The sequence below is a fragment of the Terasakiella sp. 4MB5A genome (assembly GCF_050058155.1).
Taxonomy (GTDB): domain Bacteria; phylum Pseudomonadota; class Alphaproteobacteria; order Rhodospirillales; family Terasakiellaceae; genus Terasakiella; species Terasakiella halodenitrificans.
On record NZ_CP188815.1, the window covers coordinates 3,579,319 to 3,593,839 of the forward strand.

The window sequence follows — 14,521 nt, forward strand, 5'->3', positions numbered from 1 at the left end:
AATAAAACTTTCCATATATTGGACTCTTACCTTCCATAACGATTTTCAATCCTCCCTGTAAAGCCTGACAAAGCCTAGACTTAAGTATGAAATAAAGATGGCACGCCTTTTGCTGTCTATGGCGCAGACGTTACAAGGGATAGAAAATAAAATGAATGTGGGTGCAGACCATATCGTTCTGAAACTGGTCACTAAGAAAAATAGGATTGAGGATGTTCGCATTGCCTCCAACCGGACCACGATGGCGGCCCGTATCTTGGAAGGTAAATCCCCACAAGAGGCTTGCGCCTTCGTTCCGTTACTATTCAGTCTTTGTGGCACCGCCCAACATCACGCGGCCTTAACTGCCATGGAACAGGCCTTAGGCTATGTCCCAAGCCCGGCGCATAAGACGGCACGACATCTCCTGTTGTTGGCAGAAGGAATTGCCGAACATACCACCCGCCTTTTAATTGATTGGGCCGAGCTAGGTGGACAGGAAAAAAACATCAATCAAATTCGCGATATTCGCCAAACCCTCGCCTCATTTAAAAGCCTTATTTTTACAGAAAGCGGCCAGGATAAAATCGGTGGAGGCACGCTGGCCCCCGACATGACAAAACTCAGCAGTGAGTTTTCTCGCTTACGTACGATTATTCAGTCAGAAATCTTCAAAATAACGCCACGTGAATTTGCAGACCTGCCAAACAGGGATGCATTAGAAAACTGGATTTCCACAACCGACAGCCTGCCAGCGCGCTGTTTAAAACAATGGCAAAAAGACGGTTTATCCGACATCATCTGGCCTCTCGCCCAAGGCTTAATGGACTTCCCCCCCGAAGAAATCGCCATGCATATGGACGCAGAAAATGCCGATCAATTTATCACCTATCCCACTTGGGATGGGCGACCTTGCCAGACTGGGGCCTTGATGCGCCACCTCAGTCATCCCTTTTTACGCCAAGCCAATCATAATGCGCTTTCCTATTTCTATGCTAAATTAATCGACCTTGCTGTCATGATCGAAGACTTTGAAAAAAATATCAGTGGATTAAAACAGGACGACGATCTTTATCATACCAAGGCAACTTATAAAGGGTACGCACAAATCGAAGCCGTACGCGGACAACTTAGCCACCGGGTCTGGATCAATCCGCAAAATGACACAATTGCACGCTACCGTATCCTTGCCCCGACTGAATGGAATTTCCATCCCAACGGGATTTTGAAACAAGCCCTGATCGGAGTGGAAAGCGCAGATGAAAACAAGCTCAAACAAATCGCACAAATCAATGTCCTTGCATTGGATCCCTGTGTTGCTTGCCGGGTAGACATCGAGGAACAAAATTAACATGCATGAAATGTCACTGACACAGGGTGTCCTGAATATTCTGGAAGATTATGCAAAAACGAACGGCTTTGCCAAAGTCAAGACAGTCTGGTTAGAAATCGGGCAACTTTCCCATGTGGAGCCTGAAGCGATGGCCTTCTGCTTTGATGCCGTCATGAAAAACACAATCGCCGATGGGGCTAAACTTGAAATCGTTGAAACACCGGGCAAAGCCATTTGTGTGGACTGTGCCGAAGAATTGGAAATTACCTCGCGTATTGCACAATGTCCCAAATGTGGCAGCTATAAGCTCCATGTATCGGGGGGCGATGAAATGCGGGTCAAAGAACTGGAGGTCGAATAAATGTGTACAGTTTGCGGATGCGGCACCGCCAAAATCGAAGGGGGCCATAAACACGATCACAGCCACAGCCATGATGAAGGATGTGGGTGCGACCATCATCACCATCATGATCATTCACATGATGATGATGACCATGACCATCACCATGACCATCATCACCACCATGATATGCATTTTGGCGAAAACGAAGCAGGCGTATCTGTCCCTGGCATGGAAACCAAACGCCTGATTTCTATTGAGCAGGATATCCTGAGTAAAAACGATCATATCGCCGCCCACAACCGCATTCATTTCAAGGAAGATGGTATTTTCGTACTTAATCTCGTTTCCTCACCGGGATCGGGTAAAACCACCCTGTTGACCCGCACCTTGACGGATTTAAAAAATCAATTGCCCATTGCCGTCATTGAAGGGGATCAGCAAACCGCAAATGATGCTGATCGTATCCGTGAAACCGGCGTTCCCGCCTTGCAGGTCAATACCGGCAAAGGCTGCCATCTGGATGCCGATATGATTGCCCAAGCCAGAACCCGCCTGGATATGCCGAAAGAAGGTGTCCTGTTTATTGAAAATGTCGGCAATCTTGTTTGTCCTGCCGGTTTTGACTTGGGGGAAGCCCATAAAATCGCCATCCTGTCAGTGACAGAAGGCGAAGACAAACCGATCAAATATCCCGATATGTTTGCTGCCGCCGACATTATGGTTCTGACCAAAACCGACCTGCTGCCTTATCTGGATTTTGATGTGGGGGCCTGCCTTGATTATGCACGGCGCGTCAACCCCGACCTAAAAATCTTCCAATTGTCCTCCAAAAACGGGGATGGGCTGGATCAATGGTATGACTGGATCAAAGCCGGTGTTGATGCAGCCCAATCTTAAACGAATTCAATATCGCGTACGCGGTCAGGTACAAGGGGTCGGCTTTCGCCCCTTTGTCTATCAACTCGCCTGGGATTTGGGCTTAACCGGTTGGGTCTTAAATGACCAAGACGGTGTGTTGATCGAGGTTCAAGGCAGCACCACGGACGCTTTCTATGACGCCTTACACAAAGAAGCACCCGCCCTGTCACGCATTCAAAGCATTGAAGAAAAACAGATTGAGAAAAAAGAAAACGAAGCCGTTTTTCTGATCCGCGAAAGTGAATGTGGGGACGTTCAAACAGATATCATTCCTGATGCCGCCATTTGCTCGGATTGTCTGTCGGAAATGCGCGATCCAAATGATCGGCGTTATGGCTATCCTTTTTTAAACTGCACCCATTGCGGGCCGCGTTATACCATTACCCACAACCTACCTTATGATCGGGCACAAACGTCTATGGCTGGATTTGAAATGTGCCCGGCCTGCGAAGCTGAATACCGTGATCCAACCAATCGGCGTTTTCACGCCCAGCCAACCTGCTGTCCCAACTGCGGTCCTCGTCTTTCTATGGATATCAGTGAAATTGCCAACCGTATCCGCCAAGGTCAAATCCTTGCCATTAAGGGATTAGGCGGTTTCCATCTGGTTTGTGATGCCCATAACGAAACAGCCATTAAAAATTTGCGCAAACGCAAAAACCGCGACGCCAAACCCTTTGCCATCATGGTCGCAGACTGTCAGGCCATTTGCGATTTTGCAAAGCTGGATCAGAACGAACAAATCCTGCTGGAAAGCCCTGAACGTCCCATCGTTTTATTGCGCAAAAAAAAGAGTAATCTACCAGACACGATTGCCCCAAACTTAAACCGCATCGGGGTTATGCTGCCTTACACCCCTTTACATTACCTGATTATGGATGCCTTGCGGGGACGGCCCCTTGTTATGACCAGCGCAAACCCCGGTGGGGAACCTTTGGTCATTGCAAATGACGAGGCCGAACACCGTTTATCAAACATCGCAGACGCCATTGTCACCCATAACCGGGATATCCTGATCCGTGTGGATGACAGCGTGGTGCGCCATGACCTCAGCGGTCCGACCGTCCTGCGTTCGGCCCGTGGATTTACACCGCGCCCCATCGCCTTAACGCAGGATACCCCCAGCATATTGGGAATGGGGGCCTTTCTGAAAAACACCATCTGTCTGACACGGGCAAACCATGCCTATCTCTCCCAACACATTGGGGACTTGGACAACGTGGCAACCTTGCGCTTTCAGGAAGAAACGTTCGATCATTTGCGCAAAATCTTACAAGTTGATCCCGTCCTTGCCGTGCATGATCTGCATCCCGATTTTGCCAGCACACGCTTTGCTCATCGTCTAGGAATTGAGACCTTTGCCGTCCAACATCATCATGCCCACATCGCTTCGGTTCTCGCAGAACATCAAATTAATGAGCCGGTGATCGGCCTTGCCCTTGACGGGTTTGGCCTTGGAGATAATGGGGAAAGCTGGGGCGGAGAACTGTTCAAAGTGGATGGATTAAACTGCACCCGTATCGGGCATCTACGTCCCTTGGCCCAACCGGGTGGCGACAAAGCGGCTGTTGAACCGTGGCGCATGGGGGCCAGCGCCCTGCATGCCTTGGGTCGCCGTGATGAAATCGACAGCCGTTTTGCAGGCCATGACACACAAACCTTAAAATTAATGCTGGATAAAGGCCTAAATTCCCCACACACATCTTCGATGGGCCGTTTGTTCGATGCAGCTTGCGGCCTGCTGGGTATTTGTGAAACCGCACAATACGAAGGCCACGCGCCGATGATGTTGGAAAGCCTTGTCAGCCGGATTGAGGTTGATTCACAAGGCTGGCAGTTGGAAGAAAACGGCGAGTTAAACCTGCTGGCATTACTGAATACATTGTGTGAGCGCACCGCACAAAGCGGGGCCAACCTGTTTCATGGCACCTTGGTTTTCGCCCTTGCCGACTGGGTGGAACAGGCCTGCACAAAACATAACATTTCCCGCGTTGCCTTATCGGGGGGATGTTTCCTGAACGAAATTCTCAGCCAAGGCTTAAAGCGTAAATTGCAACAAGCCGGTCTAAAGGTTTATCTTAATCAACATGTCCCCTTAAGCGATGCGGGCCTATCATTGGGCCAAGCATGGCTGGGACAACAAAAATTACTACGGGACGGGAGCTAATCTAATGTGTCTTGCCATGCCATCCAAAGTCGTTGACGTATTAGACGACGATATGGCCATTATCGAACTGGGTGGGGTGAAGAAAACCATCTCCCTTGGTTTAGTGGAAGACGTCACCGCCGGGGATTACGTCATCGTTCATGTCGGTTATGCCCTGTCCAAAATTGACGAGGACGAGGCCCTGAAGACCATCGCCTTGTTTGAAGAAATGACTCAAAACGAAAGTGTCGCCCCATGAAACATGTGGATGAGTATCGCAACGGGGACACCGCGCAAAAACTGGCCGCAACCCTTGCACGCGAAGTAGACCCGACACGGGATTACCGTCTGATGGAATTTTGCGGCGGTCATACCCACGCCATTTTTCGCTACGGTGTACAGGATCTTTTGCCTGATAACGTTAAAATGATCCACGGGCCGGGTTGTCCAGTCTGCGTCTTGCCCATATCACGCATTGATCAGGCGATTGCTTATGCGCAACGTCCCGATGTAATTTTATGTTCCTATGGTGATATGTTGCGTGTCCCGGGATCCAAATTCACCAGTCTAATGAAAGCCAAGGCCGAAGGTTGCGATGTGCGCATGGTCTATTCCACATTGGATGCCTTGGAACTGGCACAAAATAATCCCGATAAAAAGATTGTATTTTTCGCCATTGGGTTCGAAACCACCACACCCCCAACGGCAATGGCGATTAAACAGGCCCAGACGATGGGGCTTCAAAATTTCTTTATTCTGTCCAACCATGTCCTGACCCCATCCGCCATTCAAAATATTCTGGAAAGCCCGGATGTGCGTGCCTTGGGCAGTGTGCCGTTGGACGGATTTCTCGGTCCGGCCCATGTCAGTGTGGTTATCGGTTCGCAACCTTATGAATATTTTGTGGAAGAGTTTCAGCGCCCCGTCGTTATTTCCGGGTTTGAACCACTGGATGTGATGCAGTCCATCCTGATGCTGGTGCGTCAATTAAACGAAGGCCGCGCCGAAGTTGAAAACCAATATCTGCGCGCCGTCACCCACATGGGCAATACCAAAGCCAAAAAACTGGTTGCGGAAATTTTCGAACTGCGCCGTGTCTTTGAATGGCGCGGATTGGGGGACGTTCCCTATTCCGGCCTGCGCATTAAAGAAGAATACGCGGCCTTTGACGCTGAAGTTCAAATCCCGGTGGAAACACCGCCTGCGCGCGAAAACAAAGCCTGTGAATGCCCTGCCATCCTGCGCGGCATGAAAAAACCGACCGATTGCAAACTGTTTGGTACCCATTGCACACCGGAAAACCCGATGGGGTCTTGCATGGTTTCCGCCGAAGGGGCGTGCGCGGCTTATTATTCCTACGGTCGTTTCCGCGAAGCCGTTTAACGTCTTACATAAAAAGAGAACAAAATCAATGTCCACACGTACAGCTTATACCCGTAGTCTTGATTTAAAAAACGGTGTCGTTGAAATGAGCCACGGCGGCGGCGGTCGTGCCATGTCACAACTGATCGAACAATTGTTCGGGGACGCATTTGCCAATGATATCCTTGCCCAAGGCAACGATCAGGCTGCTTTTGAACTGCCGCGTGGCAAGGTGGTTATGAGTACAGACAGTTTCGTTATTTCCCCGCTGTTTTTCCCCGGTGGCAATATCGGCAACCTTGCCGTTCACGGCACCGTCAACGATGTGGCTTTGTCCGGTGGTCAACCGCTTTATCTGACCGCCGGATTTATTCTGGAAGAAGGCTTTCCCTTAAAAGATTTAAAAACCATTGTCGATAGCATGGCCCACGCCGCCCACGAGGCCGGGGTTTATATCGTCACCGGCGATACCAAGGTTGTAGAACGCGGTCACGGCGACGGGGTCTATATCAACACAACAGGCATTGGCGTTATCACAGATGATATCCATATTTCTGGTGAACGCGCCAGACCGGGTGATAAAATTCTGATAAACGGATATGTCGGTGATCACGGGGTTGCTATCATGTCCTTGCGCGAAGGATTGGGGTTTGAAGCATCCGTGCAATCTGATTGTGCCAGCTTGAACGGCTTGATTGGCGATATGGTCAAGGCAGTTCCCGACATCCATGTCATGCGGGATCCAACCCGTGGCGGACTGGCAGCCACCTTAAACGAAATTGCACGTCAAAGCGGGGTTGGCATGATGTTGAACGAACCCGACATCCCCATTCGTGACCAAGTACGCGGGGCTTGCGAAATCCTCGGCCTTGATCCCCTGTATGTCGCCAACGAAGGTAAACTGCTTGCCATCTGCCCCGAAGATCAGGCTGAAATTTTGTTACACGCCATGCAAGCCCATCCATTAGGCAAACAGGCTGCTATCATCGGCACGGTCATTGAAGATGCCAACAGTTTTGTCCAACTTAAAACCGGATTTGGTGGCACGCGCGTTGTCGATTGGATTGCCGGTGAACAATTACCGAGGATTTGTTAAATGAAAGTCCTGCTGCTCACCCATAGCTTCAACAGCTTGACCCAGCGTTTATATGTGGAAATTGAACGCCTTGGCCATGAAGTCAGCGTTGAATTTGATATCAACGACCGCGTCACCGAAGAAGCCGTTGATCTCTTTCAACCCGATATCCTGATCGCGCCTTTTTTAAAACGCGCTATTCCTGAATCAATCTGGTCCAAACTGACTTGTTTAATCGTCCATCCCGGCCCGAAAGGGGACCGCGGGCCATCCTCGTTGGACTGGGCTATTTTGCGGGGGGAAAAACAATGGGGTGTTACCTTGTTGCAAGCCGTTGCCGACATGGATGCCGGCCCCATTTGGGCGAGCCGTCGTTTTGCCATGCGCAACGCACCCAAAAGCAGCATATATCGCAACGAAGTTTCCGACGGCGCGGTGGAATGCGTTCTGGAAGCCTTGGCCAAATTTCAAGATCCGAATTTCATCCCAGAACCGTTGCAAGGAACTGGAAACTGGAACGACCTGATGAAGCAAGCCGATCGACACATCGATTGGAACACGGATGACAGCGCAACCATCTTGCGTAAAATTCAATGCGGAGATGGGAACCCCGGCGTTTTAGATATCATTAATGATACTGAAATTTATCTGCATAACGCGTGTCTTGAACCAAACTTAAAGGGAACGCCCGGTGACATTCTGGCAACCCGAAACGGGGCCATTTGCCGGGCGACCACAGACGGTGCCATCTGGATCGGACATTTGCGCAAAAAAGGCAAAGACACCTTCAAACTGCCTGCAAACGAAATTCTAGGACTACCTTATGGAGAGGGCGAACGCGATATCACTTTCGAAAAAGAAGGAGAAATCGGTTATCTACACTCCCCTTTTCATAATGGTGCGATGAACACAAACCAGTGCAAACGCCTGTTGCAGGCTTATGAAAATGCACGTGCAGACAAAGACATTCACACTATTGTCTTGATGGGCGGGGAAGATTTCTTTTCCAACGGTATTCACCTGAATGCGATTGAAGCTGCACCACGTCCCGCCGAAGAAAGCTGGAATAACATCAACGCGATGGATGATCTATGCGAAGCCATCATCCGCACCACCGATAAAGTCACCGTTGCCGCCCTCAGCGGCAATGCAGGGGCTGGCGGTGTGTTTTTTGCGCTGACTTGCGATAAAATTTATGCCCGCAACGGCGTTGTCCTAAACCCGCATTACAAAAACATGGGTAACCTGTTCGGATCTGAATACTGGACCTACTTGTTACCCAAACGGGTTGGTAGAGGCAATGAACCCCTTGTCATGGAACATCGTCTTCCGATCTCTGCTATTAACGGCGTGGAGATGGGGCTTCTCACCAGTTGTTTTGGCGAAACGGTTGCTCAGTTCAGAGAGATTTTGCGCAACAAAGTTCACGAACTGGACCATCACGCCATTCTTGCCGACAAGCCTGTTGTGCGGGAAAAAGACGAAGCAAAAAAACCGCTGAATGATTATCGTCAGGAAGAATTGGAACATATGAAGCTGAATTTCTTCGGCTTTGATCCCAGTTATCATGTCGCCCGGTATAAGTTTGTTTTGCGCGAACCGAAATCCCATACGCCACTTTATCTTGCCAAACATCGACAACGGGTCAAGAATAGGACGTAGTGCAGTGTCATAAACGGAAAAATCATGGGACAAAACCAACCACCGCATAACCCATTGGAACTGAACGACGGGCAGGAACATGCCTGGGTCGAAGTCATTCAGAAAATGGATGAAGTCTATTCTGACCTGCTGGAACGTGAAGTCGATCTGGAAAATAAAAATGCGGAACTGGAAGAAGCACATGATTTCATTGATAGTATTTTAGAAGCCATGTCCGATGTGGTCATTGTTTGTGACCGGGTCGGACGGATCGTCAAAGTCAACAGTCCCTTGCTGGAACGTACAGGGTTTGAAGAGGTCGAACTATTCGGACGACCGATTTCCGTTCTTCTGGGCCAACAATTTGAAGAACATTTTCGCAAACTGATCCCGCCGACCAAAAGCAAAAACTTGCATGATTACGAAGCCAAACTTCAACATAAAACCCCTGATATTTCCGAGTATGTCTCGGTTAATTGCAGTTTGCATAAAACAGCCAAAGGACAAGTTGACGGCTTGGTCATTGTCGGGCGACCCATCGGGGAATTACGCCAAGCCTATGATGATTTAAACAAAGCGCATGTCGAACTTAAAACCGCACAACATCATCTTTTGCAATCTGAAAAAATGGCCTCTATCGGTCGCCTGGTTGCCGGCGTCGCCCATGAATTAAACAATCCGATCAGCTTTCTCTATGGCAATGTGCACAGCATGGAACGCTACAGCCAAAAAATGCGGACCTACATTGAAACACTTCGCGAAGAACTGCCCGTGTCGGTCAGGCAAAAACTGGATGAAGATTTAAAAATCAAACGCCTATTGGATGACCTCCCCAATTTGTTGGCTGGAACGCGTGAGGGGGCCGAACGGGTCAGTGAAATTGTCAATAATTTACGCCGCCTGTCGTTTCGTGAAGGCAAAACCAAAGATCGCGTTGATATCTGTGATGTCATTAAAACAGCCGTTCTCTTTGCCAGTAAGGGACGTGCAAGCACCCATCCAATTGAGCTTGATCTCAGTAATGATTTATATGTCGAAGGATCCGCGAACAGATTGCATCAGGTCATTTTGAATTTAGTGGAAAACGCCCTTGATGCCTCCAGCACTCAGCCGGAAATCCCGATTGTCGTACGTGCTGAAAAAAACAATGAAAACATCAACATTTACGTGCGTGATTGTGGAAACGGTATTTCAGATGACGATCTTCACCGTATCTTTGACCCATTTTTCACCACAAAACCAGTCGGCCAAGGCACAGGATTGGGCCTTTGGATTTCTTATGAAATTGTGCAGGATCATAAAGGGCAAATTTCTGTGCAAAGCCACCCAAACGGCGGTGCGGAATTTGAAATTAGCTTACCCGCGTATGTTTGCGAATAAGATCAAAAACATCCTTCAAATTAATCGGCTTGGATAGATAATCTGCGAACCCGACCGTCTGCGCACGGACAACATCGGTACGCATCGCCTGTGCCGTCACTGCAATAATCGGGAAATCACCAAATTTCTGTTTTTGTCGCAAGATTTCCATCATATCCCAACCGCTCATCCCCGGCAGATTAATATCTAAAAACAACAAATCAACTTCATCTGTTTCAATATAGGCTAACCCCTCCTCTGCTGTGCGCTTGATTATTAACTCAACATTCGGGGATTGGGTTAAGGCATCTTGCATCAATGCACTGTTGCTGGGATTGTCTTCAACATATAAAATTTTCAGTGTACGCCTTAAAACCGGATTGATTGTTTCTATTTCTTGAAAAGCCGCCCCCCCCTTGCGCCCATCACTCAACACCTGTTTATAAACAGGCAGGCGGAACCAAAAACAGCTTCCCTCACCAGGTGTACTGTCCACACCCATCTCGCCCCCCATCAGGCCGACAAGTTTATCGGTAATTGCCAGACCGATCCCGGTTCCTTCAATTTCACTAAACTCTGCATTTAATCGATTAAAGGGGACAAAAAGCTCATCTTTCTGCTTCAGATCAATCCCCAATCCTGTATCAATAACATTAAACTGGACCATATCAAGGCCCGCATCATATTTACATGTAAAACGAACGAGTCCCCGCTCTTTATTATACTTGATGGCATTCCCCCCTAAATTGACCAACACCTGTTTCAATCGTGTGAAATCAGCATAAATCATCGTCGTGTTATCTTCGGTGATTTCATTTATTAATTGAATACCACGATCATGTGCCAGACCATCCAACAGATCGATAACGTCTTCCATCACATTATATGGATTAACCGGTTCAAGAGAGATTTCAACTTTGCGGGCTTCAATCTTCGCCAAATCCAGAATTTCATTAATCAGATTCAGCAAGTGATTTCCTGCTTTCAGAATCTGATTGATAAACTCTTTCTGACTGTCCTGTAGTTGGTTGCCTTTGGGCATTAATAGGAGTTGTGCAAACCCCAAAATACCATTGAGCGGCGTTCTAAGTTCATGGCTCATAGAAGAAAGAAACTCTGATTTAGCCTGACTTGCATTTTCCGCTTCTTCCTTGGCAATTTGCAATTCTTGCGCACGCAGATAATCTTCCGTCACATCGCGCCCGGACCCACGATAGCCCAGAAAATCACCCGTCAACGAATTGAAAACCGGTTTACCGCTGATGCGAAAGACACGTTTATCCCCATGATGGTTTTTCAATGTATATTCAAATGCCCGGAAGGGTTCGCGCCTCTCCATCGTTTCTATATGTGCACGCCATTTTGGTTGCTGGCAGTCTTCCGGCGTCAATCCAATCAGTTCCTCACGTGTCTTGCCGATGATGTCTTCTTCCATAAACCCTGAAACAATCATCGCTTTATCCGACATATAGCTGAACCGTAAATCCGGGCCCATTTCCCAGAACCAATCGGACGAAGCTTCCGCAATATCACGGAAGCGTTCTTCGCTGTTGCGTAATTCCGTTTCAATATGGCGGCGTTCAACAATTTCATCTTCTAAAGCCCGTGTGCGATTGGTAACACGGCGTTCCAATTCCTCGTTGATTCGTTGCAATTCTTTTTCAGCGCGCTTGCGTTGGGTAATATCCAGACCTTGCGCCAACACAGTTGCAACGGATCCATCACTATGAAACGCAACAGGCGAAATGCTCCAGGAGATATAATTAATTTGAGCTGTTTTAAAATTGCGATGGGCCATTTCCCAGCCCTCAATCATCTCTCCGTTCAAAGAGCGTTGGAGAATACTTGCCTTGCGTTCCAACTCATTCGATTGCGAAATTTCCGCCATAATATCCTGAACATCCGGCGTTTGCCCTGCATCCACCACAAACCCCATCATCCGTTCAGCCGCACGATTGAATTTGGTCATTCTGCCCTGCTCATCCCAAACAATAATTGGAGAAGGAGCCAAATCAATTAAATTGGTCAAATAACGTTCATTTTCATGAATGGTTGCAACCATATTGCCAACCACATCACCCAAACGGTTAAATTCCTGTACAGGCCCCGCTTGAAAACGCGCTGCCCGATCACCTTTATTGACTTGATCGACATAAGCCGTTAGTCGCAAAGTACTATTGCGCATTAAGCGACGGATCATATAGGCAATGCATAAGGCCGTAATTAATGCCCCGATGATCAGTAAGAGACCACTCATGCGATATTCCTGCATCAGGTCTACCGCCGTATCACGTCGCATAAACGTAATAACATTCAACTTCCCGCCGCCATTTACACCAATATTAATATCTTGGGATGCACCAACATAATCACCAACTTTAATAATATCGTTATTGGCTTTCTTGGCTAAAGACAGAACCTGAGTATCATCCATATCTTGACCCAAAGGATCGCTACCGGCCTTTACCAAAATGCGCGTCTCATTTGTCAGATACAATCGGGCAACATCTGCAGCGGCCATCAAACGTTTTGAAAATTGGATATTCTCCGTCAGGGCAAAGGCGACATATGCCGCCCCTATGACCTGCCCATATACTCCCTCAATCAAGGGAACGCTGTAAACCAATGCCATTTTTTGTGATGAAACATCCAGTTCGACCAGCGACCATTTTTGAAAAACACGCGGTGCATTTTGATAGATGTGACCTGTCAATTTACTTAAGGGACTCAGCAAAGAGCTGGCATCCCCGATAACCGCACCTTGTTGATTGGTAATAATCAGAACATCCAAATCCCGCATTTCATCCGATTGCATCACATCAAACAGAAAATTATCCACATCAGATCTTGCGCTGTCTCCAACCGCCTGAATAAGAGGCTGTAAATCTGATAACAAGGAAAGACGTGCAGCTATTTGAGAGAGCTTCTCATTGAGGTTCAGTTGAACAATACGATGACGATAATCAAAGGATTGACGGATCTCATGATCGACCAATCGTTGCGCCGACAAGTAACTGGAAACCCCAAAGAGAGCGGAGACACTCAACACCCCACCAAAGGAGAGGGCCAAGATAAATGTGCTCAGGCGAAAACCTTTGTTATTATTATCGTTTTCGTTCATTTTTTATTTTTGTCCGTCAAAGGTCACAACTTGATCGGTTTTTGTGCGCCAATGGTCTGAATATCGAAAAGCGCGGTTTCTCAGTTCTTTCAGATAGTAAGCGTCGACACCTTTCTCAATCAAAATCATATCTCCGGAATAAATTACCGGCACCAAGTTTGATTTTCCATTTTGATCCAGCGCAATCGCATCCGCCATGGCAACCCCGTTATCATCGTTCATACGCATAACAGTGAAGTCCATTTCCCCTTTTAAAATTGCCTGTAATTCGGCGTCACCGCCGCCCCAGCCGTTAACAACAAGATCATCCAATCGCCCGATTTCCTTAGCCGCATCAATAATTCCAAGAGCAATATCCGTCGAACAAGCAAAAATATAAGGAAGGGTTTTATGCTTTTGCAATGTCTTAAGGGCGGCAAGCCGTGACTTTTCTCGATTAAAACCCAAATAAAAAGAATCAACGACTTTTGCCGCAGAACGTGCTTCGCTTTCTACCTGAAATGTCCCCCCGCGCATCGCACTCACGTACCCTTGCGTACCATAAAACATGGCATATTCCGTCTGAGGTGGAAACATTTTCACAAATTTTTCGCTTAACAAACTACTACCCAATGCATGGTCGAAACCAACATACAAGAAGGGTTGTTGATCTCCCCATGCCCGAACAGGCGTCGTAATATTTTGCAAAATCAACTTGGGGCGGCCGCGCGTCATAATACGTTCAATAATGGAACGATGACGAAAAGCATCCAATGTAAAAACTAAATAATCGGGGTCCGTTTCCAAAGCTTGCGCGATATGTTTTTCCTGTAAACGGACATCGACACCCGGTTCCGTAAAGTTAGGATAAATTTCATACGGTAAATTATGTTCACGCAATCGTGCTTCCAACGACGAAACACTGCGCCACCAATAATCGCTGACCTGTTTGCCCGGATAAACAACCGCGATTTTGACACGTTCTTTTAAACCTTGCACAGGTACAGCAGCCGCACGCACCATTGCAGAAAATGTTGCCGCCTTTTGCCGTTGTTCCGGATGCAAAGACATATATTCTTTATACGTCCAATAGCCGGTTCCTTCGGTTTGTGCCGATAGGTCACCACTAAAAAACAGAAGAGCAACCAACCATAAAACACGCCTCATTTCTCCGCTCCCTCAAATTGCGAATACGAGCTGCGTTATTCCTTCCCCTTAGGATTTTACAACCCTTGACGAAGTATAACTGTAAATATCATTGCAGG

The 14,521-nt window shown here is 47.8% G+C and carries 11 protein-coding genes; 9 read left to right on the plus strand and 2 right to left on the minus strand.

Annotated features, from left to right (window positions below):
- Positions 1–97 precede the first annotated feature (97 nt).
- The 9 genes from ACI0FF_RS17070 to ACI0FF_RS17110 are packed head-to-tail and all read left to right on the plus strand — an operon-like array spanning position 98 to position 10,177.
- Complete coding sequence (locus ACI0FF_RS17070; protein ID WP_419797956.1) at positions 98–1,330, plus strand: nickel-dependent hydrogenase large subunit; 1,233 nt, start codon at positions 98–100, stop codon at positions 1,328–1,330.
- Position 1,331: 1 nt separating this feature from the next.
- On the plus strand, positions 1,332–1,673 hold the full coding sequence (gene hypA, locus ACI0FF_RS17075; protein WP_419797957.1) for a hydrogenase maturation nickel metallochaperone HypA: 342 nt from the start codon (positions 1,332–1,334) through the stop codon (positions 1,671–1,673).
- Positions 1,674–2,552 carry a hydrogenase nickel incorporation protein HypB gene (gene hypB, locus ACI0FF_RS17080; RefSeq protein ID WP_419797958.1) on the plus strand — a complete coding sequence of 293 codons (879 nt, stop codon included), beginning with the start codon at positions 1,674–1,676 and terminating at the stop codon, positions 2,550–2,552.
- Positions 2,512–4,740: a carbamoyltransferase HypF gene (hypF, locus tag ACI0FF_RS17085; RefSeq protein ID WP_419797959.1), complete on the plus strand. Its 2,229-nt coding sequence runs from the start codon at positions 2,512–2,514 to the stop codon at positions 4,738–4,740. Before hypB ends, hypF begins: the two co-directional genes overlap by 41 nt.
- Positions 4,741–4,744: 4 nt before the next feature.
- Complete coding sequence (locus ACI0FF_RS17090; protein ID WP_419797960.1) at positions 4,745–4,978, plus strand: HypC/HybG/HupF family hydrogenase formation chaperone; 234 nt, start codon at positions 4,745–4,747, stop codon at positions 4,976–4,978.
- Positions 4,975–6,102, plus strand: coding sequence for a hydrogenase formation protein HypD (hypD, locus tag ACI0FF_RS17095; RefSeq protein WP_419797961.1), 1,128 nt, complete (start codon positions 4,975–4,977; stop codon positions 6,100–6,102). The genes ACI0FF_RS17090 and hypD overlap by 4 nt, the downstream gene beginning before the upstream one ends.
- A gap of 28 nt (positions 6,103–6,130) precedes the next feature.
- Positions 6,131–7,177 carry a hydrogenase expression/formation protein HypE gene (hypE, locus tag ACI0FF_RS17100; protein ID WP_419797962.1) on the plus strand — a complete coding sequence of 349 codons (1,047 nt, stop codon included), beginning with the start codon at positions 6,131–6,133 and terminating at the stop codon, positions 7,175–7,177.
- Positions 7,178–8,818 carry a hydrogenase maturation protein gene (locus ACI0FF_RS17105; protein ID WP_419797963.1) on the plus strand — a complete coding sequence of 547 codons (1,641 nt, stop codon included), beginning with the start codon at positions 7,178–7,180 and terminating at the stop codon, positions 8,816–8,818.
- Positions 8,819–8,842: 24 nt separating this feature from the next.
- Positions 8,843–10,177: a PAS domain-containing sensor histidine kinase gene (locus ACI0FF_RS17110; RefSeq protein ID WP_419797964.1), complete on the plus strand. Its 1,335-nt coding sequence runs from the start codon at positions 8,843–8,845 to the stop codon at positions 10,175–10,177.
- Here the strand turns inward: ACI0FF_RS17110 and ACI0FF_RS17115 are convergent.
- Together ACI0FF_RS17115 and ACI0FF_RS17120 are read right to left on the minus strand one after the other, a co-directional pair.
- Positions 10,149–13,277, minus strand: coding sequence for a PAS domain S-box protein (locus ACI0FF_RS17115; protein ID WP_419797965.1), 3,129 nt, complete (start codon positions 13,275–13,277; stop codon positions 10,149–10,151). The two genes, ACI0FF_RS17110 and ACI0FF_RS17115, sit on opposite strands and share 29 nt — an antisense overlap.
- A gap of 3 nt (positions 13,278–13,280) precedes the next feature.
- Positions 13,281–14,423 (minus strand): substrate-binding domain-containing protein, encoded by a 1,143-nt coding sequence (locus ACI0FF_RS17120; RefSeq protein WP_419797966.1) that lies wholly within the window; start codon positions 14,421–14,423, stop codon positions 13,281–13,283.
- Positions 14,424–14,521 lie beyond the last annotated feature (98 nt).

Coding starts and splice junctions, on each gene's coding strand:
- hypE (WP_419797962.1), top strand. CDS start 6,131: ATGTCCACACGTACAGCTTATACCCGTAGTCTTGATTTAAAAAACGGT.
- ACI0FF_RS17120 (WP_419797966.1), bottom strand. CDS start 14,423: ATGAGGCGTGTTTTATGGTTGGTTGCTCTTCTGTTTTTTAGTGGTGAC.
- ACI0FF_RS17105 (WP_419797963.1), top strand. CDS start 7,178: ATGAAAGTCCTGCTGCTCACCCATAGCTTCAACAGCTTGACCCAGCGT.
- hypB (WP_419797958.1), top strand. CDS start 1,674: ATGTGTACAGTTTGCGGATGCGGCACCGCCAAAATCGAAGGGGGCCAT.
- hypA (WP_419797957.1), top strand. CDS start 1,332: ATGCATGAAATGTCACTGACACAGGGTGTCCTGAATATTCTGGAAGAT.
- ACI0FF_RS17110 (WP_419797964.1), top strand. CDS start 8,843: ATGGGACAAAACCAACCACCGCATAACCCATTGGAACTGAACGACGGG.
- ACI0FF_RS17090 (WP_419797960.1), top strand. CDS start 4,745: ATGTGTCTTGCCATGCCATCCAAAGTCGTTGACGTATTAGACGACGAT.
- ACI0FF_RS17070 (WP_419797956.1), top strand. CDS start 98: ATGGCACGCCTTTTGCTGTCTATGGCGCAGACGTTACAAGGGATAGAA.
- ACI0FF_RS17115 (WP_419797965.1), bottom strand. CDS start 13,277: ATGAACGAAAACGATAATAATAACAAAGGTTTTCGCCTGAGCACATTT.
- hypF (WP_419797959.1), top strand. CDS start 2,512: ATGACTGGATCAAAGCCGGTGTTGATGCAGCCCAATCTTAAACGAATT.
- hypD (WP_419797961.1), top strand. CDS start 4,975: ATGAAACATGTGGATGAGTATCGCAACGGGGACACCGCGCAAAAACTG.